At 74.3% G+C, this 23,522-nt stretch carries 25 protein-coding genes and 1 pseudogene; 19 read left to right on the top strand and 7 right to left on the bottom strand.

The window, feature by feature from the left end; genetic code table 11:
• Positions 1–443 precede the first annotated feature (443 nt).
• A complete protein-coding gene (locus tag BMW62_RS18060) occupies positions 444–1,175 on the bottom strand; it encodes a hypothetical protein (protein ID WP_091933836.1) in 732 nt (243 codons plus the stop codon).
• Positions 1,176–1,248: 73 nt separating this feature from the next.
• Here BMW62_RS18060 and BMW62_RS18065 point away from each other — a divergent pair, with 73 nt between their 5' ends.
• Positions 1,249–1,683, top strand: coding sequence for an NfeD family protein (locus BMW62_RS18065; protein ID WP_091934016.1), 435 nt, complete (start codon positions 1,249–1,251; stop codon positions 1,681–1,683).
• A gap of 78 nt (positions 1,684–1,761) precedes the next feature.
• Positions 1,762–3,000 carry an SPFH domain-containing protein gene (locus BMW62_RS18070; protein ID WP_244524137.1) on the top strand — a complete coding sequence of 413 codons (1,239 nt, stop codon included), beginning with the start codon at positions 1,762–1,764 and terminating at the stop codon, positions 2,998–3,000.
• 137 nt (positions 3,001–3,137) lie between these two features.
• Here BMW62_RS18070 and BMW62_RS18075 read toward each other — a convergent pair whose 3' ends face one another.
• Together BMW62_RS18075 and BMW62_RS18080 are read right to left on the bottom strand one after the other, a co-directional pair.
• Positions 3,138–4,190 carry an RNA polymerase sigma factor SigF gene (locus BMW62_RS18075; protein ID WP_091933839.1) on the bottom strand — a complete coding sequence of 351 codons (1,053 nt, stop codon included), beginning with the start codon at positions 4,188–4,190 and terminating at the stop codon, positions 3,138–3,140.
• The gene (locus tag BMW62_RS18080) at positions 4,187–4,615 is read right to left on the bottom strand and encodes an ATP-binding protein (RefSeq protein WP_244524138.1); all 429 of its coding nucleotides are present in this window, start codon (positions 4,613–4,615) and stop codon (positions 4,187–4,189) included. The genes BMW62_RS18075 and BMW62_RS18080 overlap by 4 nt, the downstream gene beginning before the upstream one ends.
• Before the next feature lie 289 nt (positions 4,616–4,904).
• Here BMW62_RS18080 and BMW62_RS18085 point away from each other — a divergent pair, with 289 nt between their 5' ends.
• A complete protein-coding gene (locus BMW62_RS18085) occupies positions 4,905–6,725 on the top strand; it encodes a SpoIIE family protein phosphatase (RefSeq protein ID WP_244524139.1) in 1,821 nt (606 codons plus the stop codon).
• Between the two features lie 58 nt (positions 6,726–6,783).
• Positions 6,784–7,788, top strand: coding sequence for a DNA topoisomerase IB (locus tag BMW62_RS18090; protein ID WP_244524140.1), 1,005 nt, complete (start codon positions 6,784–6,786; stop codon positions 7,786–7,788).
• Positions 7,789–7,881: 93 nt separating this feature from the next.
• Here the strand turns inward: BMW62_RS18090 and BMW62_RS18095 are convergent, their stop codons facing one another.
• Both BMW62_RS18095 and BMW62_RS18100 read right to left on the bottom strand, forming a co-directional pair.
• Positions 7,882–8,274: an STAS domain-containing protein gene (locus tag BMW62_RS18095; protein WP_091933845.1), complete on the bottom strand. Its 393-nt coding sequence runs from the start codon at positions 8,272–8,274 to the stop codon at positions 7,882–7,884.
• A 263-nt stretch (positions 8,275–8,537) separates the two neighbouring features.
• Complete coding sequence (locus tag BMW62_RS18100) at positions 8,538–8,951, bottom strand: hypothetical protein (protein ID WP_091933847.1); 414 nt, start codon at positions 8,949–8,951, stop codon at positions 8,538–8,540.
• A gap of 193 nt (positions 8,952–9,144) precedes the next feature.
• Here BMW62_RS18100 and BMW62_RS18105 point away from each other — a divergent pair, with 193 nt between their 5' ends.
• The 6 genes from BMW62_RS18105 to BMW62_RS18130 all read left to right on the top strand — a co-directional run bounded on the left by BMW62_RS18105 (position 9,145) and on the right by BMW62_RS18130 (position 15,036).
• On the top strand, positions 9,145–9,720 hold the full coding sequence (locus BMW62_RS18105) for a DUF1360 domain-containing protein (RefSeq protein ID WP_091933849.1): 576 nt from the start codon (positions 9,145–9,147) through the stop codon (positions 9,718–9,720).
• 138 nt (positions 9,721–9,858) lie between these two features.
• Positions 9,859–10,893 (top strand): non-homologous end joining protein Ku, encoded by a 1,035-nt coding sequence (locus tag BMW62_RS18110; RefSeq protein WP_091933852.1) that lies wholly within the window; start codon positions 9,859–9,861, stop codon positions 10,891–10,893.
• 1 nt (position 10,894) lies between these two features.
• Positions 10,895–11,863 (top strand): non-homologous end-joining DNA ligase, encoded by a 969-nt coding sequence (ligD, locus tag BMW62_RS18115; protein WP_244524141.1) that lies wholly within the window; start codon positions 10,895–10,897, stop codon positions 11,861–11,863.
• Between the two features lie 34 nt (positions 11,864–11,897).
• On the top strand, positions 11,898–12,830 hold the full coding sequence (gene ligD / locus BMW62_RS18120) for a non-homologous end-joining DNA ligase (protein WP_244524142.1): 933 nt from the start codon (positions 11,898–11,900) through the stop codon (positions 12,828–12,830).
• 50 nt (positions 12,831–12,880) lie between these two features.
• Complete coding sequence (locus BMW62_RS18125) at positions 12,881–13,378, top strand: Fur family transcriptional regulator (protein ID WP_091933854.1); 498 nt, start codon at positions 12,881–12,883, stop codon at positions 13,376–13,378.
• Positions 13,375–15,036, top strand: coding sequence for a catalase (locus BMW62_RS18130; RefSeq protein ID WP_091933857.1), 1,662 nt, complete (start codon positions 13,375–13,377; stop codon positions 15,034–15,036). Before BMW62_RS18125 ends, BMW62_RS18130 begins: the two co-directional genes overlap by 4 nt.
• Positions 15,037–15,319: 283 nt before the next feature.
• On the opposite strand, the gene BMW62_RS18135 is transcribed toward BMW62_RS18130, so the two are convergent.
• Together BMW62_RS18135 and BMW62_RS18140 are read right to left on the bottom strand one after the other, a co-directional pair.
• On the bottom strand, positions 15,320–16,273 hold the full coding sequence (locus tag BMW62_RS18135; protein WP_091933859.1) for a proteasome assembly chaperone family protein: 954 nt from the start codon (positions 16,271–16,273) through the stop codon (positions 15,320–15,322).
• Between the two features lie 112 nt (positions 16,274–16,385).
• On the bottom strand, positions 16,386–17,717 hold the full coding sequence (locus BMW62_RS18140) for an AI-2E family transporter (protein WP_091933862.1): 1,332 nt from the start codon (positions 17,715–17,717) through the stop codon (positions 16,386–16,388).
• 76 nt (positions 17,718–17,793) lie between these two features.
• Here BMW62_RS18140 and BMW62_RS18145 point away from each other — a divergent pair, with 76 nt between their 5' ends.
• From BMW62_RS18145 to fabG, 9 genes and pseudogenes are all read left to right on the top strand, one after another.
• Entirely contained in the window at positions 17,794–18,261 is a 468-nt protein-coding gene (locus BMW62_RS18145; protein WP_091933865.1) for a PPOX class F420-dependent oxidoreductase, read from the top strand.
• 38 nt (positions 18,262–18,299) lie between these two features.
• A complete protein-coding gene (locus tag BMW62_RS18150; RefSeq protein WP_170852457.1) occupies positions 18,300–18,887 on the top strand; it encodes a hypothetical protein in 588 nt (195 codons plus the stop codon).
• Positions 18,884–19,402, top strand: a complete 519-nt coding sequence (locus BMW62_RS18155; RefSeq protein WP_091933868.1) for a hypothetical protein — start codon at positions 18,884–18,886, stop codon at positions 19,400–19,402. Before BMW62_RS18150 ends, BMW62_RS18155 begins: the two co-directional genes overlap by 4 nt.
• Before the next feature lie 76 nt (positions 19,403–19,478).
• The gene (locus BMW62_RS18160) at positions 19,479–20,231 is read left to right on the top strand and encodes a dienelactone hydrolase family protein (protein ID WP_091933871.1); all 753 of its coding nucleotides are present in this window, start codon (positions 19,479–19,481) and stop codon (positions 20,229–20,231) included.
• Between the two features lie 103 nt (positions 20,232–20,334).
• Positions 20,335–20,733, top strand: a complete 399-nt coding sequence (locus tag BMW62_RS18165; RefSeq protein WP_091933874.1) for an ankyrin repeat domain-containing protein — start codon at positions 20,335–20,337, stop codon at positions 20,731–20,733.
• Between the two features lie 50 nt (positions 20,734–20,783).
• Positions 20,784–22,082 (top strand): AI-2E family transporter, encoded by a 1,299-nt coding sequence (locus BMW62_RS18170; protein ID WP_091934032.1) that lies wholly within the window; start codon positions 20,784–20,786, stop codon positions 22,080–22,082.
• A gap of 56 nt (positions 22,083–22,138) precedes the next feature.
• Positions 22,139–22,183: pseudogene (locus BMW62_RS23620) on the top strand (hypothetical protein); the annotation flags it as partial.
• Between the two features lie 145 nt (positions 22,184–22,328).
• Complete coding sequence (locus tag BMW62_RS23270) at positions 22,329–22,598, top strand: hypothetical protein (RefSeq protein WP_244524150.1); 270 nt, start codon at positions 22,329–22,331, stop codon at positions 22,596–22,598.
• A 101-nt stretch (positions 22,599–22,699) separates the two neighbouring features.
• Positions 22,700–23,470: a 3-oxoacyl-ACP reductase FabG gene (fabG, locus tag BMW62_RS18180; protein WP_091934035.1), complete on the top strand. Its 771-nt coding sequence runs from the start codon at positions 22,700–22,702 to the stop codon at positions 23,468–23,470.
• Positions 23,471–23,522 lie beyond the last annotated feature (52 nt).

Raw genomic sequence — 23,522 nt, forward strand, 5'->3', positions numbered from 1 at the left:
GATCCGCTCTCCCCAGGCGGCCGACCGCTGGACCTGGCTGGTCCTCGCCTCCCACACCCAACTGCGCCTGGCCCGCCACCTCGCAGCGGATCTGCGCCGGCCCTGGGAGAGACCCCTGCCTCCCGAGCGATTAACCCCCGCCCGGGTCCGACGAGGGTTTCGCCACCTCCGCGTGAAGATCCCCCAGCCGGCCAGCGCGCCGAAACCCACCCGCCCGGGCCCGGGACGCCCTCCCGGTGCCAAAAACCGACAACGCGCCACCCGCCACGGCATCGGCAAGATCACCACACGGAACCATCCCGACACCCACAACCAACAGGTCAGGGGTTAAACGGCAAGCTGAGCCCTTGCTTCGTGCCTGCGCGGGACCCTCCGGGCCCCACTCGGCCTGAGTCGCCCAGGGGCGACGTCCCCGCCTGGGCTACCTCGAAACGTGGTTGTAGCTACCTCGGGACATCGTTGTAGGCGGCGGTGATCGCCTCGCGCACCGCGTCCGACAGCGGCCGGAGGGCGGAGTCGCGGGCGGCGATCTGCGCCTGGTTGACCGCCGCACCCGGTGCGTCGGTGGCCGCGAGGTCGAGCACGGCCGCCAGCCGCTGCGCCCGCCCCAGCACCGAGAGCGCCAGCGGGTCGTGGTCGAACGGGAGACCCGGTGCGGGCTTCGGGCGCGCCAGGTCGGCCAGCAGCGCCGGCACCTCGGGGTGCCAGCGGGCCAGGTCCAGGCCGGCCAGCGTGCGGGCGGCGTCGGTGACCGCGAGGTCGAGCGCACCGGAGGCCGCCCGCAGGGTGCCCTCGACCGGTGGCGGGGCTGCCGCCGCGCCGAGGGGGAACGCCGTCCAGGTGACCACCTCCGGGCCGGGGCGCGGCACCAGCACCAGCCGGTCGCCGACGGCCGCCTGTCCCGCCTCCAGCGCCGCGGCGGCCAGTCCCGGCACCGCCGGCAGCCCGCGCACGTCTCCGGGCACCGGGAGCACGAGCCGCAGCCGCTGCTCGCCCAGGACGCGCAGCGTGGTCAGCGCCTCGCCGAGCGGCGTCGCCCCGACGGCTCCCGGCATGCCGGTGACGAGGTGGGCGTGCTCGGCGGTCAGCGCCTCCAGCGTCTCGTCGTACGAGCTGCGCCCGGTGAGCCAGGCGGTCGCCCAGACCGCGAGCCGGCCGGCGGGGAAGTCGTGCACCGGTCGAGGCTACGACGGCGCGGCCGCTCCGCAGGCGGGCGTCCCGGGCCCGCGGCTCTGCCAGACTCGTGGCATGGCGTGGTTGCTGTGGTTGATCGGTGCGGGGGCGCTGGCCGTCGGGGAGATGCTCACGCTCGACCTGGTGCTCCTCATGCTGGCCGGCGGGGCCCTCGGCGGGATGGCGGTCGCCCTCCTCGGCGGGGCGCTGTGGCTGCAGCTGGCCATCTTCATCATCGTCTCGGGGGTGCTGCTGGTGGCGGTGCGGCCGATCGCGAAGAAGCAGCTGACCGACCGCACACCGCTGCAGCTCGACGGCGTCGACACGCTCATCGGCCGGACGGCGCAGGTCACCGCGCAGATCGACCGCACAGGCGGGCGGATCCGGCTGGGCGCCGACGAGTGGAGCGCCCGCAGCCAGCACGGCGCGGAGTCCTTCGCCGTCGGCGAGACCGTGCGCATCCTGCAGGTCGACGGTGCGACGGCGGTCGTGGGCGACGCCCTGGAGTGAAGTCTGTCCCCAGGGTGCTGACCCGGGAGGACCCGGCAGGGCAGGATCGACGGTGACCCCCGACGAAGGGAGCCAGCCGTGGATGCGGCGCTCATCGCACTGATCGTCGTCGCCGTGCTCGTGATCATCGTGATCGCGAAGAGCGTGACGATCGTCCCCCAGGCCCAGGCCAAGGTCGTCGAGCGACTGGGCCGGTACAGCCGCACCTTGTCGCCCGGCCTCTCGGTCCTCGTGCCGTTCGTCGACCGCGTGCGCGCGACGATCGACCTGCGCGAGCAGGTCATCTCGTTCCCGCCCCAGCCGGTCATCACCGCCGACAACCTCCAGGTCGGCATCGACACCGTCGTCTACTTCCAGGTCACCGACCCCCGGCTGGCCGTGTACGGCATCGCGAACTACATCACCGGCATGGAGCAGCTCACCACGACGACGCTGCGGAACGTGGTCGGTGGCCTGAACCTCGAGGGCGCGCTCACGGGGCGCGACGGCATCAACAGCCAGCTGCGCTCGGTGCTCGACGGCACGACCGGCCCCTGGGGTCTGCGCGTGGCGCGCGTGGAGATCAAGGCGATCGACCCGCCGCCCTCCATCCAGGACTCGATGGAGAAGCAGATGCGTGCCGACCGCGACAAGCGCGCCATCATCCTGACCGCCGAGGGCGCCCGGCAGTCGGCGATCACCACCGCCGAGGGCGAGAAGGCCGCGGCCATCCTCTCGGCCGAGGGCAAGAAGCAGGCGGCGATCCTGGAGGCGGAGGCCGAGCGGCAGAGCCGCATCCTGCGCGCCGAGGGCGAGCGCGCCGCGCTGTACCTGCAGGCGCAGGGCCAGGCGAAGTCGATCGAGACCGTCTTCCAGGCCATCCACGACGGCAAGCCCGACCAGGGCCTGCTGGCCTACCAGTACCTGCAGACGCTGCCGCAGATCGCGCAGGGCGACGCCAACAAGATGTGGATCGTGCCCAGCGAGTTCAGCAAGGCGCTGGACGGGCTGGCGAACCTGGGCGGCGCCGCGGAGGGGAAGTCCTGGATGGACGTGCCCTCGTCCGGTGGCGGCGACGGCGGCAGCGGCCCGAAGGACGGCGGGCTCGACACCAGCACCTGGTTCGAGTCGCAGCTCCCGCGGGCGGCCGACCAGCCGGAGGCGAAGATCGAGCTCTCGAGCATCGCCGACACCGCGCCCGCGGTGCCGACCCCGCCGCCGCTGGCCCAGGTCACCCAGGACGTGCGGGACAGCGGCCCGGCCGCCGATCCGCGCAACCGGGTCGGCAGCGACGACCCGGACGCCCCGGACGGCCCGCCGCAGCTACCCGCGCAGTAGCGACCGCTGAACGCCGATGGCCCAGAACTCGTGGAGTTCTGGGCCATCGCCGTTCACGAGCCGGTTACGGGCAATGGAAGCTTTACGTGCGTCCTGGCCGGCCAGAACGCACGTAAAGCTTCCATTGCCTGGGGCAGTCAGTCCTTGAGCAGGCCCTCGCGGAGCTTGGCCAGCGTCTGGCTGAGCAGCCGGGAGACGTGCATCTGCGAGATGCCGATGTCGGCGGCGATCTGCGACTGCGTCATGTTGCCGAAGAACCGCAGGATGAGGATGCGGCGCTCGCGGGCCGGGATGGTGGCCAGCAGCGGCTGCAGCGACTCGCGGTACTCCACGCCCTCCAGCGCGGCGTCCTCCTCGCCCAGCGTCGCCGCCAGGGTGGGGGAGTCGTCCTCGCCCGAGAGCCGCTCGTCCAGCGAGCTGCTCCGGTAGGCGTTGGCCACCGCCAGGCCCTCCAGCACCTCGGCCCGCGGGATGCCCAGGTGTTCGGCGAGCTCCGACGGCGTCGGCGCGCGGCCGTTCTTCTGCGCCAGCTCGCCCACCGCCGCGTTCAGCGACAGGTGCAGCTCCTGCAGCCGGCGCGGCACCCGCACCGACCAGCCCTGGTCCCGGAAGTGCCGCTTGATCTCGCCGGTGATCGTCGGGACGGCGAAGGACAGGAACTCCACGCCCCGGGTCGGGTCGAACCGGTCGATGGCGGCGATGAGGCCGAGCGTGCCGACCTGCAGGAGGTCGTCGAAGGGCTCCCCCCGGTTGCTGAACCGGCGCGCGAAGTGGCGTACCAGCGGCAGGTGCTCCTCGACCAGGATCTCCCGGAGCCGTTCCCGGCGGGGGTCGTCCTTCTCCAGCGTGGCGAGCTCCGCGAACAGCGGCGCGGTGCGCTCGGCCCGCCGCCGGTTCTCCGACAGCGGCGGCGTGTCCGGCTCACCGGCGTCAGCGGCCGGCTCACCGGCGTCGGGGGACGGCCCGCCGGAGGCGTCCGGGACGGGCTGCTGGGGAGCCTCCGGGACGGGCTGCTGGGGAGCCTCCGGGACGGGCTGCTGGGGAGCCTCCGGGACGGGCTGCTGGGGGGCCTCCGGGGCGGGCTGCTCGGGGGTGTCGACCGGCTCGTCCGCCGGGGGGGTGACCGGTGTGCCGTCGGTGGCGTCCAGTGGTTCCTCCTCGACGGAGTCGGCGGCGGCCGACCTGCTCACCGGGCCACCGAGAGGTTGTCGTCGCTGCCCACCCCGGCCGGGTGCTGCCCCGGCAGGTACTTGGCGAGGGAGATGACGGCGACCGGCACGTCGCGGCCGTCGCCGCCCGGCATCTCGCGCTCGGTGGACCGGCGGCCCTCCACGGAGTCGACCAGGGCGGCGAGCACCGCCCAGCCGAAGCCGTCGGTGGGGACCTCGGTGCCGTCCGCCGTCGGCACCCACGCGCTGATGTGCAGGCCGGCCCGCGTGGTCTCGAAGACGACGGTCAGCGGCGCATCGCCCTCGACGATCGTCGACAGGGTGGCGCAGGCCTCGTCGACCGCCAGGCGGAGGTCCTCCACCGCGTCGAGGTCGTAGTCCATCCGCATCGCCAGGTCACCGGCCATCGCCCGCACCGCGGGCAGCTGGGTCGGTGTGGTGGGCACCCGCAGCTCCAGTCGCTCCGCGCGCCGTCCGTCCTGCGCGAGGGGGCCCCTCGAGTCGACCATCCGTCGTCCGCTCCTTCGTTCCCGGCGCGCTCGACCCTCGAGTCGCGGCGGTCCTACGTGCCGGGTGGTCCGGCCTCCGGTGGGGGCGCGGACCGGCGTCCCGGTCGGTGCACAAGGCTGCTGCCTACCCGGACGGCGACGACCGCGAAACGTGGCCCGGACCACGGGTTCCGCGCCCCGGGCACGCGGTTGCCGCCTCCAGGACCCTGCTGTTTGCTGGCCGGAGATGAGCACCGGTTCCGGCAGTCTGCCACCTCCCGCCGACGGCGCCCTGGACGAGGGCTCCGCCGTGCTGCTCGCTGCCATGGAGACCTCGCCCGACGCGCTGTTCTGCCTCGCCGCCGACGCGGACCGGCCGCTGTGGGCCAATGCCCGCGCCCGCGGGCTGGAGGTGCGCCGCGGCGGTCTGCCCGAGCTCTCCGGCCGCCCGCTGGCCGACCTCGTCGACGCCGCCCTGCGCACCGGCCAGACCGAGACCCTCAGCGGCCCCCTCGGGACCGAGGGGCCGATGGCGACGGCCACGGTGCGGCCCATGGCGGTCGGCGGGCGGCCGGGCGCGCTGCTCGTCATCGAGGCGCTCGCCGCCGACGACGTCCACCGGGCGCAGCAGGCGCTGCTGCCGCCGTCGCTGCCGATGCTCCCCGACGTCGCGCTCTCCGGCAGCTACCACCGCGCGACCGAGCTCTCCGCGGCCGGTGGCGACTGGTACGACGCCGTGCCGCTGGGCAAGGGCAGGGTCGCACTGGTGGTGGGCGATGCCGTGGGGCACGGGGTGGCCGCGGCCGGTGCGATGAGCCGGCTGCGCGGCGCGCTGCGCTCCACCCTGCTCGGCGACCCGGAGCCGGCGGCGGTCCTCGGCGCGCTGGACGCGTTCGCGGCCCAGATGGACGACGTCGAGGGCACGTCGGTGTTCTACGGCGTGCTCGACGCCGCCACCGGCCGCCTGATCTACAGCGCGGCCGGGCACCCGGCCCCGCTCGTGGTGCACGCACACGGGAGCAGCACCTTCCTGGCCGTGACCCCCCGGCCCCCGCTCGGCAGCCTGCCCGGGGCGCCCGCCCCCGTGCACGAGGCGCAGCTGGCCCAGGGCGCCACGCTCGTGCTCTTCTCCAACGGGGCGGTCCTCGGCCTCGACGAGCCGCCCGCCGAGGCGCTGGAGCGGCTCGGCGCGGCCGCGCGCGCGGTGCTGGACGAGCCCGGCTCCCTCGACGTCGAGGCGGCGGCCGGGCTCGCCGGGGCGATCGCCGAGGGGGCGCGCCGCCCGCACGGCTGGCTGGACGACGTCGCCGTCCTGGTCGCCCACCGGCGGGCGACCACCCACGAGGCCCTCCGGCTGGACCTGGTGGCGGTACCGGCGGCGCTGCCCGGGGTGCGCCGCCGGCTCAACGCCTGGCTGACCGAGCTCGGCATGGGGGAGCAGGACCGGGTGGGCGTGATGGTCGCGGTGGGCGAGGCCTGCGCCAACGCCGCCGAGCACGCCTACCGGGGGGTGGAGCCCGGACCCATGTCGGTGACCGCCCAGGTCGACGTCGACGGCGTCCTCACCGTGACGGTGCACGACGAGGGCACCTGGCGCCCGCCGGACCGCGATCCCGGCGACCGGGGGCGCGGGCTGCTCATCATGCGGCAGCTGGTCGACGGCGTGACCCTCGCCGAGGACCACGGGACGACGGTGACGCTGAGCTTCCGGCTGCGGCGGACCCCGGACGAGGAGGCCGACCCGCACCGCGTCGTGGAGGGCGCCGACGTGGTGGTCGACCGCGAGGGCCCGCGCCCGGTCGTGCGGGCCGGTGGCGTGATCGACGCCACCGCCGCGGAGCAGCTGCGCATCCGGATGCTGGAGGCCAGCCACGGCGGTGCCACCCCGATGGAGCTCGACCTCTGCGAGGTCGGCCTGTTCAGCAGCGCGGCGGTCCGCGTCGTGCTGGCCATGGCGCGCATCGCCCGCGACGAGTCGTGGCGCCTGGTGGTGCTCGCCCCCGAGGGCGGCGTGACCCGGCACGTGCTCGAGATCAGCGGCATCGACGGGCTGGTCGACCTCTGCTGAGGTGTGACACTGCGTACCGCGGGGTTTGCGGAACGCCCGCGGTGCCCATGGACCGCCCGTGAGACTGCGGCGCAGCGACGTGCACGGCCCCGGCTACCGACGCCGCAGGGCCGGACGGGGCTTCGCCTACCACGACACCGACGGCAGCCTCATCAGGGACGACCGGCTGGACCGGCTCCGGGCGCTGGCGATCCCGCCCGCCTGGAAGGACGTCTGGATCTGCCCGTGGCCCAACGGGCACATCCAGGCGACCGGCGTGGACGCCGCCGGGCGCCGGCAGTACCGCTACCACGACGAGTGGCGTGCCCGGCGCGACGCGGAGAAGCACGAGCGGGTGCTGGAGATCGCCCGCCGGCTGCCGGACGTCCGCGACGCGGTGACCGCCGCCCTGCGTACCCGCGGGCCGAACCGGGAGCGGGTGCTGGCCTGCGCGCTGCGGCTGCTCGACCTGGGCACCTTCCGCATCGGCAGCGAGGAGTACGCGGAGGAGAACGGCACCTACGGGCTGGCCACCCTGCGCCGGGAGCACGTGACCGTGCGCGGGGAGAAGACGTTCTTCCGGTACACCGCCAAGGGCGGCATCGAACGCGAGGTGGAGATCGTCGACCGGCCCACGGCGACCGTCGTCCGCCAGCTGCTCGAGCGGCCGGACGACACCGGCGACGACCTGCTCGCCTACTCGACCGACGACGGCTGGAAGGACGTCACCAGCGACGAGATCAACGCCTTCCTCAAGGAACTGAGCGGCGCCGACATCACGGCCAAGGACTTCCGCACCTGGAACGCCACGGTGATGATGGCAGCCGCCCTGGCCGAGGCACCCCCGCCGGCGTCGAAGACCGCCCGGAAGAAGGTCGTCACCGCCGCCTACAAGCGGGTCAGCGAGCAGCTCGGGAACACGCCGGCGGTCTGCAAGGCCAGCTACGTCGACCCCCGCGTCGTCGACCGGTTCCAGCACGGGGAGACCGTCGCGGAGGCTCTGGTCGAGGCCGACGAGGCGGACGCCGACCGGGACACCCAGAAGGTGCTCGAGCAGGCCGTCTGCCGGCTGCTCTCGGACTGAGGACGACGAAGGCCCCGTTCCGCAGTGCGGAGCGGGGCCTTCGTCGAGGACCTGGTCCCGAAGCTCACCTCGAGGGTGAGAGGGACGTGGCCGTCAGCGGGCGTCGGCGATGGTGAAGAGGTCGATCAGGCCGGTCACCTCGAGCGGCCGCGTGACGGCGCGCGTGGTGGCGATCAGCCGCAGGGCGACCTCGCGGCTGCGGGCGGACTTCTGCGTCTCGACGAGGACGGCGAGACCGGCCGAGCCCAGGAACTGGACGCCGGACAGGTCGATCACCAGTTCACGCGGCTGCTGCTCGAGCTGGCTGTCCAGGGTCGAACGGAGCACGGGAGCGGTGAAGGTGTCCACCTCGCCGACGACCGTGACTGTGACAGCGCCGTCCTCGTCGGTGGAGGTCGACAGCGTGATCACGTCGTCGAAGGGTGCCTCGGTGCCCTCGGTCGACACGTCGGGCTGCCCCTCGGCGGGCAGGTCGGAAGTGGTCACGGACAGTGGCTCCTCTCGGCGGACCCGGGCGACGGGGCCACCCGGACAATCTACCGCTCTGCGGCGCCGGGGACCCGGGCCCCCGGCTCGCGGTGGTCGAACGTGTCGCGTACCGGACCACCTGGTCCAGCACGTCGCGGCTGCCTGCTGAACCGCTGACCCAACGTAGACAACCGGCCGGGCGCGCGCCAACCCACCCCCCGGAGCGCACCCGGTGGGGGCGCAGGGGGGGGTGGGTCGGCGGTGCGTGCGGGGGGAGCGGCTCAGCCGTCGGTGACGTGGACGGCGGACTCCTCGGGGCCCTCGCCGCCCACGGGCAGGTCCGCGGTGGCCTCGACGTCGTCGGCGGTGCGGTTGGTGCCCGAGTCGCTGTCGGGGGTGGTCGAGGTGTCCTGCTCCAGCTGGGCGTCGGCGCGGTCGGGGTCCTCGGCCGGCCGGACGTCGAGCGCGTCGTCGGGCAGCTCCCGCTCCAGCCGCTCGGTCAGCGGCTCGCCGTCGGACTGCTCGCGGGCCGTGGTGCCGAAGTCCGTGGTGGCGGTCGGCCGCTCGCCGGGCATCGGCTCGAACTGCGGGTCCTCGGCGCGGTCCATGGTGGGGGAGTCGTCCTGCGCCACCTCGGGGATGCCGTCGTCCTCGGGGAAGACGTCGCGCGCGGTCTGGCCCTCGGGCTGCGTCATGCGGTGCCTCCGTCTCTGCGCGGGTGCGCTCGTGGTTCTCGCCGGCGTCGCACGGGGGACGCCGCGCCGGTCGGGGGGACCGGCGTCGGACCACCGCCCTACCCGGGTGCCCGGCGGCCATGCGCCGGTGTGCGTCGCCGCACTGCGGCGGCGGGGGCGGCATGGTCGTGCGCCGGCCGGGTAGCGGGGGGCCATGGCGATCGCAGACGAGGTGCAGCGGGTCGGCGCCCCCCTCCGCCGGTGGGCACGGACCCAGAAGCGCGAGTACACCCATGGGGAGCCCCGGCCGCTGGGCGGCTCCCTCGGCGCGATGGGCGTGTACTCGAGCCTGGTGGCGGCCGGTGCTGTGGCGGTGCGCGCGTCGGGCCGCCAGCTGCCCGAGCGGATCCCCTTCGGAGATGCCGCGTTGCTCACCATCGCGACCTTCCGGCTCGCCCGCCGGCTGGCCAAGGACCCGGTGACCGCCCCGATCCGGGCGCCGTTCACCGCTTTCCAGGGCGCCTCGGGCCCCGCGGAGATCGAGGAGGAGGTGCGGGAGCACGGCGGGGTGAAGCACGCCGTGGGGGAGCTGCTGACCTGCCCGTTCTGCCTGGCCCAGTGGGTGGGCACGGCCTTCGTCTTCGGGTACGTGACCGCCCCGCGCGCCACCCGGCTGGCCGCCCTGACGATGACCACCGTGGCCGGCTCCGACGTCCTGCAGTTCGTGTACGACTCGATCCAGAACGGGGCGCTCGCGCCGACGGGGGACGGGCCGGCCGAGCCGGTCTGACGCCTCGGCGGTCGCTCGTCGGGGGGATCCGGCGCGTCGTTCGCGCTGCCGCGCAGGGCGCTGCGGACCTATCCTGCGATCTTGACCCGACTGCGGGCCGGGGACCGCCCGGCGGAACGGGTGCGAGGGAGGCTCGGCATGCGATCGATCTGGCGCGGCGCCGTGTCGTTCGGCCTGGTCAGCATCGGCGTGAAGCTGTACTCGGCCACCGAGGACAAGGACATCCGCTTCCACCAGGTGCACGCGGCCGACGGCGGCCGGGTGAAGTACCGGCGGGTGTGCTCGATCGACGGCGAGGAGCTGGAGTACGCCGACATCGCCAAGGGCTACGAGCTGCCCAGCGGCGAGGTCGTCATCCTCACCGACGCGGACTTCGACGAGCTGCCGCTGAGCACCCGCCGCGAGATCGAGGTGCTCGAGTTCGTCGACCAGGGCGAGATCGACCCGATCATGTTCGAGAAGACCTACTACCTCGAGCCCGACGGCCCCGCGGCCCGCCCGTACGTCCTCCTCCGCGACGCGCTGGAGAACGCCGGCCAGGTCGCGATCACCAAGATCGCCTTGCGGCAGCGGGAGTCCCTGGCGGCGCTGCGGGTGCGCGACGGCGTCCTGGTGCTGCACACCATGCGCTGGCCGGACGAGATCCGGCGTCCCGACTTCGGCTTCCTCGACGAGGACATCTCGGTGCGGCCGCAGGAGCTCACGATGGCCGAGGCCCTCATCGGCTCGATGACCACCGAGTTCGACCCCTCGCAGTTCACCGACGACTACCGCGAGGCCATGACCGCGTTGCTGGAGGCCAAGCAGAGCGGCGGCGAGGTGGCCCAGCCCGCGGAGGTCCCGGACGAGGGCGCCGCCGTCGTCGACCTGATGAGCGCGCTGCGCCGCAGCGTCGAGCGTGCCCGGGGCGGCGCCGCGGACGGCGGGGCCGCGGAGGCGCCGGCGACGACGGCGACGTCCGCGCGGAAGGCCGCACCGCGGAAGACCGCACCGCGGAAGACCGCCGACGACGAGCCGGTGGAGAAGACGCCGGCGAAGAGGGCCGCGGCCAAGAAGGCGGCTCCGAAGAAGGCGGCCCCGGAGAAGGCGGCGGCCGGCCCGGCGAAGAAGACGACCGCGCGGGCCGCCGGCGGCGACAAGCCACCGGCCAAGCGGGCCCGCCGCAGCGCCTGAGGTGGCGGCGCCCGAGCCGGCCGGCCTCTCGCTGCCGATGCTGGCCGTGCCGGGAGAGCTGCCCGCCGACGACGGCGGCTGGGGGTTCGAGTTCAAGTGGGACGGCGTGCGCGCCGTCGCCGGGGTCCGCGACGGGCGGCTGAGCCTCTCCTCGCGCAAGGGCGGCGACATCACCGTCCGCTACCCGGAGGTCGGCCGGCTCCCGGAGGCGCTGGCCGCTCGCGACGCGGTCGTCGACGGTGAGGTGGTGCTGATGGACGTCCGGGGCAGGCCGGACTTCGGCGCGCTGCAGAACCGCATGCACCGCACCGGGCCGGAGGTGCCGCGCCTGGCGGCGGCGGCGCCGGTGAGTTACCTGGTGTTCGACCTGCTCGCCCTCGACGGCGCGGACCTGCGCTCCCGCCCCTACACCGAGCGCCGGGAGCTCCTGGACGAGCTCGCCCCGGCCGGCGGCCGCTGGGTGCTGACTCCCTGGTTCGCCGGCTCCGGCGCGGAGGTGCTGGCGGCCAGCGAGGAGAACGGCCTCGAGGGGATCGTCGCCAAGCGGCTGCGCTCCCCGTACCGGGAAGGGGTCCGCAGCCCCGACTGGCGCAAGGTCAAGAACTTCCTCACCCAGTCGGTCGTCGTCGTCGGCTGGCGGCCTGGCCAGGGCCGGCGCGCGGGCACCATCGGCTCGCTGCTCGTCGGCGTGCCGGACGGCGACGGCCGGCTGGTCTACGTCGGGCACGTGGGCACCGGCTTCGGTGACCAGGACCTGCGCGATCTGCAGCGTCTGCTCACCCCCCGCCGCACCCCACCCTTCGACGGCGCCCTGCCCCGCGAGGTCACCCGGGACGCGCAGTGGGTGGAGCCGGACCTCGTCGGGGAGGTCGCCTACGCGGTGTGGACGGCGGAGGGGCGGTTGCGGCACCCGGTCTGGCGCGGGGTGCGCGACGACCTGGAGCCCGACGACGTGGTGAGGGAGTCGTGACCGGAGCGCGCAGCGGCAGCGGACCGGGTGCACCGTGAGCCCCGCCAAGCAGCTCGTGGAGATCGCCGGCCGGCGGCTCGCGGTGTCGAACCTGGAGAAGGTGCTCTTCCCCGAGGTCGGCTTCACCAAGGCGCAGGTCATCGACTACTACGTGCGCATCGCGCCAGTGCTGCTGCCGCACGTGGCCGGCCGGCCGGTCACCTTCACCCGGTGGCCCGACGGCGTGGAGGGGCAGGCCTTCTTCGAGAAGAACAGCGCCCGGCACGCCCCCGACTGGGTCCGCCGGGTGCGGCTGCCCAGCCCCGGCAGCTCGCGGGGGCGCGAGACTCTGGACATGGTGCTGCTGGCCGACGTCCCCGACCTGGCCTGGGCGGCGAACCTCGCGGCGCTCGAGGTGCACGTGCCGCAGTGGCGGGCGGACGACGCGGGGGAGCCGCAGCTGCCCGACCTGCTCGTGCTCGACCTCGACCCGGGCCCGGAGACCGGCATCGCCGAGTGCTGCGAGGTGGCCGAACGGCTCGGCGCCCGGCTCGAGGCCGACGGCCTGGACCCGGTGGTGAAGACCTCCGGCTCCAAGGGCATGCAGGTCTACGCGCCGATCGAGACGCCGGCCGACCGCGAGCACCCCAGCCGGTACGCGAAGAAGCTGGCGCAGGAGCTGTCGGCCGAGACCCCGGACGACGTCGTCTGGCGGATGGAGAAGGCCCTGCGCCCGGGCAAGGTGCTCATCGACTGGAGCCAGAACAACCCGGCCAAGACGACGGTGGCGCCCTACTCGCTGCGGGCCCGGGCGGGGGCGACGGTCTCCACGCCGATCGGCTGGGACGAGGTGGACGCCGTGCGCGACGGCTCGCTCGACCCGGCCGAGCTGCTCTTCACGACCGACCAGGTGCTGGCCCGCGTGGAGGAGTACGGCGACCTGTTCGACGTCGCCGGCGCCGCGCGCGCCTCCCTGCCCGCGGCGTGAGCGAGGCGGCACCCTTCCTTTTCTTGACTCGCTCAAGACAAGCGCGTTGGATGGACGCGGTGGAGACGACCTGGGCGCACCAGCTGCGGGAGGCGGGGCTGCGCGTGACGCGCCCCCGCCTGTCGGTGCTGAGCGTGCTGGCCGACCGTCCGCACGCGGACGCCGGGACGATCCTGACCGGCGCCCGCGAGCTGCACCCGTCGCTGTCCCCGCAGGCCGTCTACGGCGTGCTCGAGGCGTTCGTCGCCGCGGGGATCGCCCGCCGCATCGAGCCCGCGGGTGCGCCCGCGCTGTTCGAGCTGCGGGTGGGCGACAACCACCACCACCTGGTCTGCCGCTCGTGCGGCGCGGTCGCGGATGTCGACTGCGTCGTGGGCGCGGCCCCCTGCCTGGCCCCCTCGGACGCGGCCGGCTTCGTCGTCGACGAGGCCGAGGTCGTGTTCTGGGGGCTGTGCCGGGCATGTCAGGACCGCGACCGCCAGGTCGCGGACGCCGCCGAACCCGTGCAGCTCGAGGAGCACGGGATCCGAGGAGGAGCAGGAGCATGACCGACGTCGCATCGCAGGGCACGGCGCCCAGCCAGGCCGGCAAGCCCGTCCTGACCAACCGCCAGGGCCACCCGGTCTACGACAACCAGAACCAGCGGACGGTGGGCGCCCGTGGCCCCGCCACCCTGGAGAACTACCAGTTCCTCGAGAAGATCAGCCACTTCGACCGGGAGCGGATCCCGGAGCGCGTGGTGCACGCCCGCGGCGTGACCGCCTACGGCTGGTTCGAGGCCGACGGCACCGTGGGTGACGAGCCGATCAGCCGGTACACCCGCGCCAAGCTGTTCCAGGAGAAGGGCACGCGCACCGACGTCGCGCTGCGCTTCTCCACGGTGGCCGGTGGCCGCGACTCCTCGGAGATGGCCCGCGACCCGCGCGGCTTCGCCGTGAAGTTCTACACCGAGGACGGCAACTGGGACCTCGTCGGCAACAACCTGGGCGTCTTCTTCATCCGCGACGCCATCAAGTTCCCCGACTTCATCCACTCCCAGAAGCCGGACCCGGTGACCTTCGAGGCGAACGTCGCCGAGCGGGCGTTCGACTTCTTCAGCCAGACCCCGGAGGCCATGCACATGGTCTCCCTCGTCTTCAGCCCCCGTGGCCTGCCGGCCAGCTACCGGACCATGCAGGGCTTCGGCGTGAACACCTACAAGTGGGTCAACGCCCAGGGCGAGACGGTCCTGGTCAAGTACCACTGGCTGCCGAAGCAGGGGGTGAAGTCCCACACCGCCGAGGACGGCGCCACGGTGCAGGCGCAGACCCTCGGGGCGCACACCAAGGACCTCTACGACTCGATCGCGGCCGGCGACTTCCCGTCGTGGGAGCTGCACGTGCAGCTCATGAGCGACGACGAGCACCCCGAACTGGACTTCGACCCGCTCGACGACACCAAGGTGTGGCCGGAGGAGGTCTTCCCGCTCCGCAAGGTCGGCACGATGACCCTGGACCGGATGCCCGAGGACAACTTCAGCGAGAACGAGCAGATCGCCTTCGGCACCGGCGTGCTGGTCGACGGGCTGGACTTCTCCGACGACAAGATGCTCGTCGGCCGGACGTTCTCCTACTCCGACACCCAGCGCTACCGCGTGGGCCCGAACTACCTGCAGCTGCCGGTGAACCGCCCCAAGGTGCCGGTGAGCACCAACCAGCAGGGCGGTCCGATGTCCTACGGCCGCGACGACGTGGGCGAGAACCCGCACGTCAACTACGAGCCGTCGATCACCGGCGGCCTGCGTGAGGCCACCTACCCCACGCACGACGAGCAGGGCCCGGTCGTCAACGGCCGGCTCACCCGCAAGCGGATCCCGCGCACCAACGACTACCAGCAGGCCGGTGAGCGCTACCTGCTGAGCGAGCAGTGGGAGAAGGACGACCTGGTGGCCAACCTGACCGGGGCGCTGCAGCAGTGCCGCCGCGAGATCCAGGAGCGGATGGTCTGGCACTTCTTCCTGTGCGAGGACGAGTGGGGTCAGCGCGTCGGCGATGCGCTGGGCATCACCGCGGACGACGTCCGCGGCCTGCCGCCGCTGCAGACCCAGACCCTGACCGAGGAGGAGCAGCAGCGCGCCGCCAACCTCGGGAAGAACGGCCCGCGCGACGTGACCGGCCTGGTCATGACGCATTGCGTGCCCAACGAGCGGGTCGTCGTCGCCGGCTGACAGCGGGCGGCACCAGCACGACCGCGGCGGGCCGCGACCGGATCGCCGGTCGCGGCCCGCCGTGCGTCGTCCGTCGTCCTCCGGCCCGCACCGCGGCCGGGTGCGTCGCGGGCCGCGCGGTGCCGAGGCCGGTCGTCGGCGTCTCCCTCACCGCGGCGCGTCCACCCCCACCGCACACCGCGAGGGAGGACACGGCACGATCAGGGAACCTGGTCCCAGCCGGGGAGGCGCCGTCGTCGCCGGGCGGACCGGCTGGGCCCGTTCGGCACGACCGGGCCCAGCGTCAGTCCCTCGGGCCCCGGCGGTCCTGGTCGGCGAGGAACCGCTCGAACTCCGCACCGATCTCCTCGGCGCTGGGCACCTCGCCGGCGCCCCCGAGCAGGTCGGTGCCCTCACGGGCGGCGGTGAAGGAATCGTACTGCTGCTCCAGCGCGGCGACGACGGCGACGTTGTCCGCCGACCGCGCGATCTGCGCGTCGACCTCGGTGCGGTGCAGGTCGGCCGCCTCGCGCAGCGACTCGGTCGGCAGCCGCAGGCCGGTCAGCTGCTCCAGGTGCTCGAGCAGCGTGAGCGAGGCGGCGGGGTAGGTGGCCTGCGCCAGGTAGTGCGGCACGTGCGCGGCCACGCCGAAGGCATCCACCCCGGCCTCGCCCATGCGCAGCTCCAGCAGCGCCGAGACGCTGCCCGGGATGCGCATCTCTCCCCAGTAGACCGGATAGGACTCGATCAGCTGCCGCCGCGTCGCGTGGGCGGTGACGGTGACCGGGCGGGTGTGCGGCACCGGCATCGGGATCGCCTGCAGCGCGGCGACGGAGGTGACGCCGAGCCGCTCGACCAGGCTGCCGACCGCGGCGACGAACCGCTCCCAGGAGTAGTCCGGCTCGGCGCCGTGCAGCAGGAGGAACGGTGCACCGGCGTCGTCCTCGACGGCGTACAGCAGGATCTCCGGCGCGGTGAAGGCCTCGTACCGGTCGGCGTTGAACGTCATGCGGGGACGGCGGGCCCGGTAGTCGACGAGGCTGTCGGCGTCGAAGCGGGCGATCACCTCGTGCGGCAGCCCGGCCAGCAGGTGCGCGCCGGCGAGCGTGCCCGCGGAGGCGGCGTCGAAGTCACCGGCGAGGTCGTGCACGAGGACGAGCCCCCGGCGTCCGGCCGGGTCGTCGACGTCGGCCTCGCGGGCGACGAACGGCTCGGCCGCGGGGAGCAGCTCGACCAGGTCCTCCGGTCGCTGGGCCACGGGGCACCTCCTGTCGGGTGGTTCGGCGTGACGGTGGATCACGCTGATCCGTAGAGCCGCCGGGCGGGCCGCGGCATTCCCGCGCGGCCGCGGACCCGCCCGGCCGGGTGCGTCAGCGGGTGGCGGGCTCCTCCCGGCTCTCGTCGCGGCCCTCGCCCCGCGGCGGGTTCTCGTCCTCGGGGGCGGCGACCTGCTCGCGGGACAGGTGGGCGCCGGTCTCGTCGGGGACGATCTGCGCGCGGGTGCCGTCCGGGAGGACCTCCGGCGACTTGCCGTCGAGCTGGTCGCGCGCGTAGCGGTAGGCGACGGCGATGAGCGCGGTCACCGGGACGGCGAGGAAGGCGCCGATGATCCCCGCCAGGCTGGCGCCCGCGGTGACGGCCAGGATGACCACGGCGGCGTGCAGGTTGAGCCCCCGGCCCTGGAGGATCGGCTGCAGGATGTTGCCCTCGATCTGCTGCACGAGGATCACGACGCCGAGCACGAGCAGCGCAGTGGTGAAGCCGCTGTCGACCAGGGCGATCAGCACCGCGAAGCCGCCGGCGACGAATGCACCGATGATCGGGATGAAGGCGCCGAAGAAGGTCAGCACGGCCAGGGGCAGGACCAGCGGCACGCCGAGGATCCACAGGCCGAGGGCGATGAAGAAGGCGTCGAAGAACCCCACGAGGGCCTGCTGGCGGATGAACTCCGAGAGGGTCGACCACGTCTTGTAGGACAGCGCGGCGACGTGCGGGGCGGCCGGGGGGCCGGTCTGGGCGGCCAGCCACGGCACCCAGCGGGGGCCGTCCTTGAGGAAGAAGAAGGTGAGCACCAGGGCCAGCACCAGGTTGATCAGCAGGCCGCCGATCGCCGTGGCGCCGGTGACGGCGTACTGGGCGATGTTCTGCGCGTTGCCCTGGATGGTGTTGATCACCTGGTCGATCGCGGTGCCGATCTGCTCCTCGCCGAGGTTGAACGGCGGGCCGGTCAGCCACTCCTGCAGCTGCTGCAGGCCGTCGCTGACGCCCGTGGCGAGCTCCTCGACCTGGCTGACGACCGGCGGGGCGATCAGCGCGATGATCCCGCCGAAGGCCGCGAGGAAGGTGAGCAGGACGGTGAGCGCGGCCAGTGCCGAGGGCCAGCCGTGGTTGCGGAGGAAACGCGTGGCCGGCCACAGGACGGTGGTGAACAGCAGCCCGAGGACGACCGGCAGCAGGATGACCCACAGCTTGCCCAGGACGTAGCCGACGACGATGAGCCCGCCGACGACGAGCAGCAGCTCGGCCGAGGCGACGGCCACGGCCCGGCTCGCCCGCCGCAGGCGCTCGCCGCGTTCGGTGGTCGGTGCCGGGGCGTGCGTGGCGGGCCGGACGCCGGACCCCGCCGTGGGCTGGTCGGGCTCGACGTCTTCGGGGGTCTCGTCCGGTGGCGGGTCGGTGCGACCGGGCAAGCGGATCCTCATGTGCCGATCACAGCACAGATGCACGACACCGACCGGGCGGGAAACGATCATCACACCCGCGTCGTAGCGTGCGGGCATGCCGAAGATCGCGACCGCCGACCGGGTCGACCGGGAGTCCTTGCTGGAGTTCCTCCGTCCGCGGCACCGGGCGGTGCTGCTCACCCGCCGCCGCGAGGGCGGCGCCCAGCTCTCGCCGGTCACCTGCGGGGTGGACGCCGAGGGTCGGATCGTCATCTCCACGTACCCGCAGCGGGCCAAGGCGGCCAACGCCCGGCGCGACCCCGCCGTCTCGCTGTGCGTGCTCTCCGACGAGTGGGACGGCCCGTGGGTGCAGCTCGACGGCCGGGCGGAGGTGCTCGGGCTGCCCGAGGCGCTGGAGCCCCTGGTCGAGTACTACCGGTCGATCAGCGGGGAGCACCCCGACTGGGACGGGTACCGCGCGGCCATGGAACGCCAGGGCAAGGCGCTGGTGCGCGTGACGGTGACCTCGTGGGGCCCGATCGCCACCGGCGGCTTCCCCGCCGGGGTGGCCGACAAGCTCTGAGGCTTGCTCTTGCCGAGGAAAGGTGTCAGACTTTCTCGATGGTGTACGTCCTGACCGTCGACCAGCGGGCCAGCCGGCGCGGGCCCGACCGGGTCGCCGACGTCCTGGCGCGGCTCAACGCCGACGTCGGCACGGTGCTGGCGTTCGAGCGGACCGCGGGTGACGAGTTCCAGGGGGTGCTCGGCGAGCCCGGGGCCGTGGTCGACGTCGCCCTGCGCCTGGTCCGGCTGGGCGGGTGGAGCATCGGCATCGGCGCCGGCGCGGCCCAGCACCCGCTGCCGGCGAGCACGCGGGCCGCGGCCGGGCCGGCCTTCCTGTGCGCGCGGCGCGCCGTCGACGCGGCCAAGCAGCGGTCGGTGCACCTGGCGGTCCGCGGGGCGGTAGCCTCCGACGCCGCCGATGCGCAGGCGGTGCTCGGCGCATTGGCGGTGCTGGTGGGCCGCCGCAGCGAGCAGGCGTGGGAGGCGATCGAGCTGGTCGAGGGCGGGCGGACGCAGGCCGAGGCGGCCGCGGCCCTGGGCATCTCGCGGCAGGCGGTGGGGCAGCGCCTGGGCGCCGCCTCCTGGGACCTGGAACGCGAGCTGCGGCCGACGGCGGCGCGGCTCCTGGAGCGGGCCGCGGGATGAGCGTCGCCGTCCTGCTGCTGCTCGGGCTGGTCGGTCTGGCCGGATCGGCCCTCGCCCTCCGCGGTGAGCGGGGGACCGGCGCCACCGGCGCGATCGCCCTGGTCGGCGCGCTCGCGGTCGCCGCGGCCTTTGCCTGGCCGGCGAGCGGCGGTGCCGGCGTGGTGCAGGCGGGAGCAGCGCTCGCCGCGCTGGCAGCAGTCGCCGGCGGCGGCCCGGTGGCGACGGCGGTGCTGCACGCCGCCGACCCTGCGGCCACCGGGGTCTCCGGCGGGCCGCAGGACCCCGACATCCTCCGGGGCGGCGCGTGGATCGGCGTGCTGGAGCGGGGTGCGGTCGCCGCCACGCTGCTGGCCGGCTGGCCCGAGGGGCTCGCCGTCGTCCTCGCGGTCAAGGGGCTGGGCCGGTTCTCCGAGCTGCGCGCCCCGGCGGCGGCCGAGCGGTTCATCGTCGGCACGCTGGCCAGCGGGCTGTGGGCCGCCGCCTGCGTGGGGGTCGCGGTGCTGCTCCGCGGCTGACCCGCGCCGAGCGGGGTGGCGGCGGCGCGGCGAGGATGACCTCGGGCACCGCCGGGAACCGATCGAGGGAGGCCGCATGTGCCACGGTCAGGACAGCCGGCCGCCGGCCCCGCCGCGCACCGGCCCGGTGGGTGAGCGCACCACGGCCACGCTGACGGCGGCCGACGGCGCCACCTTCTCCGCCGCCACCGCGCTGCCCGGGAGGCGCGCGCGGGCGGGTGTGGTGGTCCTCCCGGACATCCGGGGGCTCCACCCCTACTACGTCGCCCTGGCCGAGCGGTTCGCCGAGGCGGGCCTGGCCGCGGTGGCGATCGACTGGTTCGGCCGCACCGCCGGGGTGTGCGCGGACGGCGTCCGGCCGGAGGGCTTCGACTGGCAGGCGCACATCCCGCGCACGACGCACGAGGGCGTCGACGCCGACGTCACCGCCGCGATCGCCCACCTGCGCGCGCGGGCCGGGGGGGACCTGCCGGTGGTGACGGTCGGCTTCTGCTTCGGTGGCAGCCACGCGTGGCGGCTGGCCGGCGGGAACCTGGACCTGGCGGGCTGCGCCGGCTTCTACGGCCGCCCCGCGCTGGTGGGCGACGCCGCCGACCGGGCGCACCTGCCCACGGTCCTGCTGGTCGCCGGCGCCGACACCGTGACCCCGTTGGCGGAGCAGCTCGCCCTGGCCGACCGGATGCGGGCGGCCGGCGCCGAGGTGGACATCGCCGTCTACGACGGGGCGCCGCACTCCTTCTTCGACCGGGCGCACGGGGAGTGGGCCGAGGCCTGCCGCGACGCGTGGGAGCACGTGCTGGCCCTCGTCGACCAGGTCGCCCGGCCGTGACCGCCCCCGGGTGGGGGCCGCCGTGCACCCGCGACGCACGTCGTGCGACGCGGCCCCACCGGCGTCCGGACCCGTCCGCCGCCGGTCTCCTACGCTGGGTCGGGTGAGCGGCCAGCCGATCGATCCCGGAGTCATCGAACTCGCGGGGCGGGTCTTCGACCTCGCCCGCGGCGGGCACACCGACGAGCTCGCCGCCTACCTGGACGCCGGCGTGCCGGTGAACCTCACCAACGACAAGGGGGACACGCTGCTCGTGCTCGCGGCCTACCACGGGCACAGCGGCACGGTGGCTGCCCTGCTGGAGCGCGGCGCCGACCACGCCCGGGTCGACGACCGGGGGCAGACGGCGCTGGCCGCGGCGGTCTTCAAGCAGTCGGCGGAGACCGTGCAGCGGCTGCTCGCCGCCGGTGCCGAACCCGACGCGGGTGGGCCCACCGCCCGCGAGACGGCGGCGTTCTTCGACCTGCCCGCCATGACCGCGCTCCTGGACACCCGCGCCTGACGGGCTCGGCAGAACCGGTGCGGCCGCGGGCGACGGAGGGGGAGGCGGGCGTGGCAGCACGTCGTGACCTGCCGGAGGCGGGGGGGCCGATCCGGCCGGAGGAGCAGGACGTCGCGGCGGCCGGCACGGAGCCGCCTGCCGGGGCGGAGCCGGTCGTGCCCCTGCCCGCGCCCGAGCCGGGGTTGCCGCGCTGGCTGCTGCTGGTGGGCGGCGCAGCCGCGGCCACCATCGCCATCGCCGGCCTGCAGGCGGTCGCCTGGCTGGTGGCGCCGGTGTTCCTCGCGCTGGTCGTCGTCATCGCGCTCACCCCGGTGCAGCGCTGGCTGCGTCGCATCGGCGCGCCGCGCTGGCTCGCGACGACGGTCCTGCTGCTGCTCGTGTGGGCGGTGCTGCTCGCCTTCGTCGCCCTGCTGGTGGCCTCGGTCGCCCAGTTCGCCGCCCTGCTGCCGGACTACGCCGATCAGGCCCAGGTACTGATCAACGACGTCGTCACCGACCTGAACAGCCGGGGGATCGTCTCGGGGCAGCTGTCGGACCTCGTCGAGCAGATCGACTACGGCTCGCTGGTGGGGCTGGCCACCGACCTGCTGAGCCGGCTCACCGACGCGGCCACCACGCTGCTGCTCCTGCTCTCGGCGCTGGTGTTCATGGCCATCGAGAGCAGCGGCTTCGGCCGGCGGCTGGCGCTCATCGGCGCCGAGCGCCCGCACCTGCCGGTGGCGATGACCCTGTTCACCCGCGGCACCCGCAGCTACCTGCTGGTGAGCACGGTGTTCGGCGCGATCGTCGCGGTCGGCGACACGATCGCCCTCGCGCTGCTGGACGTGCCGGCGGCCCCGCTGTGGGGCCTGCTCGCCTTCATCACCAACTACGTGCCCAACATCGGGTTCCTGCTGGGCGTCGCTCCACCTGCGGTGCTGGGGCTGCTCGCCGGTGGCTGGGGCGACTTCATCGCGATCCTGGTCGTCTACTCGCTGCTGAACTTCGTCGTCCAGACCCTCATCCAGCCCCGTTTCGTCGGCGACTCCGTGGGCCTGTCCATGACGGTGACCTTCGTGGCGCTGCTGTTCTGGGGGTGGGTGCTCGGTGCGCTCGGCGCGCTGCTGGCCATCCCGCTGACGCTGCTGGTCAAGGCGCTCATGGTCGACGTCGACCCGCGGGGCCACTGGCTGGACGCACTGCTGCGCGAGGAACCGCGCGCCCCGCGCACCATGCGCGCCCGGCGGCGAATGGCCGACCGGCACGCCGCGCTGGCGTCGATGCGGCGGCTGCACCACCACCCCTCCCGCCGGTCGGCGGCCGCCGACGCGGAGCAGGAGGAGACGGCGATTCCGGCGGGGCGGTCCTGACCGCGCAGGAGCTCGTCGTGCTGGCCGGCCTGCAAGGGAGCGGCAAGAGCACCTGGGTGGCGGCGCACCTGGCCGCCACCCACGAGGTGGTGAGCAAGGACCACTGGCCCAACGCACGGCGCCGCGAGGCCCGCCAGCAGCGGTCGAAGGACCCCCGTGCCCCCCGCCACTCGCAGGCTCGCGACGGGACCCTGCACGGGGGCCGAGGACCGGGCGGCGCTGATCGCCCTGGCCCGGGCGGCGGGGGTGCCGGTGCGCGCGGTGTGGCTGGACACCCCGCCGGAGGTCTGCCTCGCCCACAACGCCGCCCGCACCGGCCGGGCCCGCGTCCCGCTCGTCGGTGTCCACGCCACCCGGGCCCGGTTCGTGCCGCCGTCGGTCGGCGAGGGGTTCGACCGGGTGGACGTCGTCCGGCACGCTCTGCCTCTGCTCCCAGTTGAGTTGGGAACAGAGGCAGAGCTCCTGAGGGGTCGGGTTGGCCCTCCGGCGTGCACGGGGGAGCGGCGGACCATGTGACGGCGGCCGCAACCGGCGGCCGTAACGTGTCGGGCGCAGCTCGCCGCGCGCCGGGGCCGACCGCTCCGGTGATCGCCGGCATCCGAGACGAAGGGAACGACATGACCGAGGCAGGCACCACGGCATCCCGCGTGGCCATCGTGACCGGCGCGGCCCGTGGCATCGGCGCCGCCACCGCCCAGCGGCTGGCGAAGGACGGCTTCGCCGTCGCCGTCCTGGACCTGGACGAGGGCTCGGCCAAGGGCACCGTCGAGGCGATCGAGGCCGCCGGCGGCCGTGCGCTGGCCATCGGCGCCGACGTGAGCGACGCCGCGCAGGTGGAGGCCGCCGTCGAGCGGATCGTGACCGAGCTCGGCCCGCCCACCGTCCTGGTCAACAACGCGGGCGTGCTCCGCGACAACATGCTGTTCAAGATGTCCGACTCCGACTGGGACATCGTCATGAACGTCCACCTCAAGGGCGCCTTCCTCATGACCCGCGCGGCGCAGAAGCACATGATCGACCAGAAGTGGGGCCGGATCGTCAACCTGTCCAGCACCTCGGCGCTGGGCAACCGCGGCCAGGCCAACTACTCGACGGCGAAGGCGGGCCTGCAGGGCTTCACCAAGACCCTCGCCATCGAGCTGGGCAAGTTCGGCGTCACCGCCAACGCGATCGCCCCGGGCTTCATCGAGACCGAGATGACCAAGGCGACGGCCGACCGCATGGGCATCCCGTTCGACGACTTCATCAAGGGCGCGGCCTCGCAGATCCCGGTGGCCCGCACGGGCAAGCCGGAGGACATCGCGCACCTGGTGTCCTTCTTCGTCAGCGAGGGCGCCGGTTTCGTCTCCGGCCAGGTGGTCTACGCCGCCGGCGGCCCCAAGGCCTGACACCGGACCCCGTGCCCGCGCACGGGGCCGCCCCACGGGGCCGGGCAGCCGC

The organism is Blastococcus sp. DSM 46786 (genome assembly GCF_900109665.1).
In the GTDB taxonomy this organism is placed as follows: domain Bacteria; phylum Actinomycetota; class Actinomycetes; order Mycobacteriales; family Geodermatophilaceae; genus Blastococcus; species Blastococcus carthaginiensis.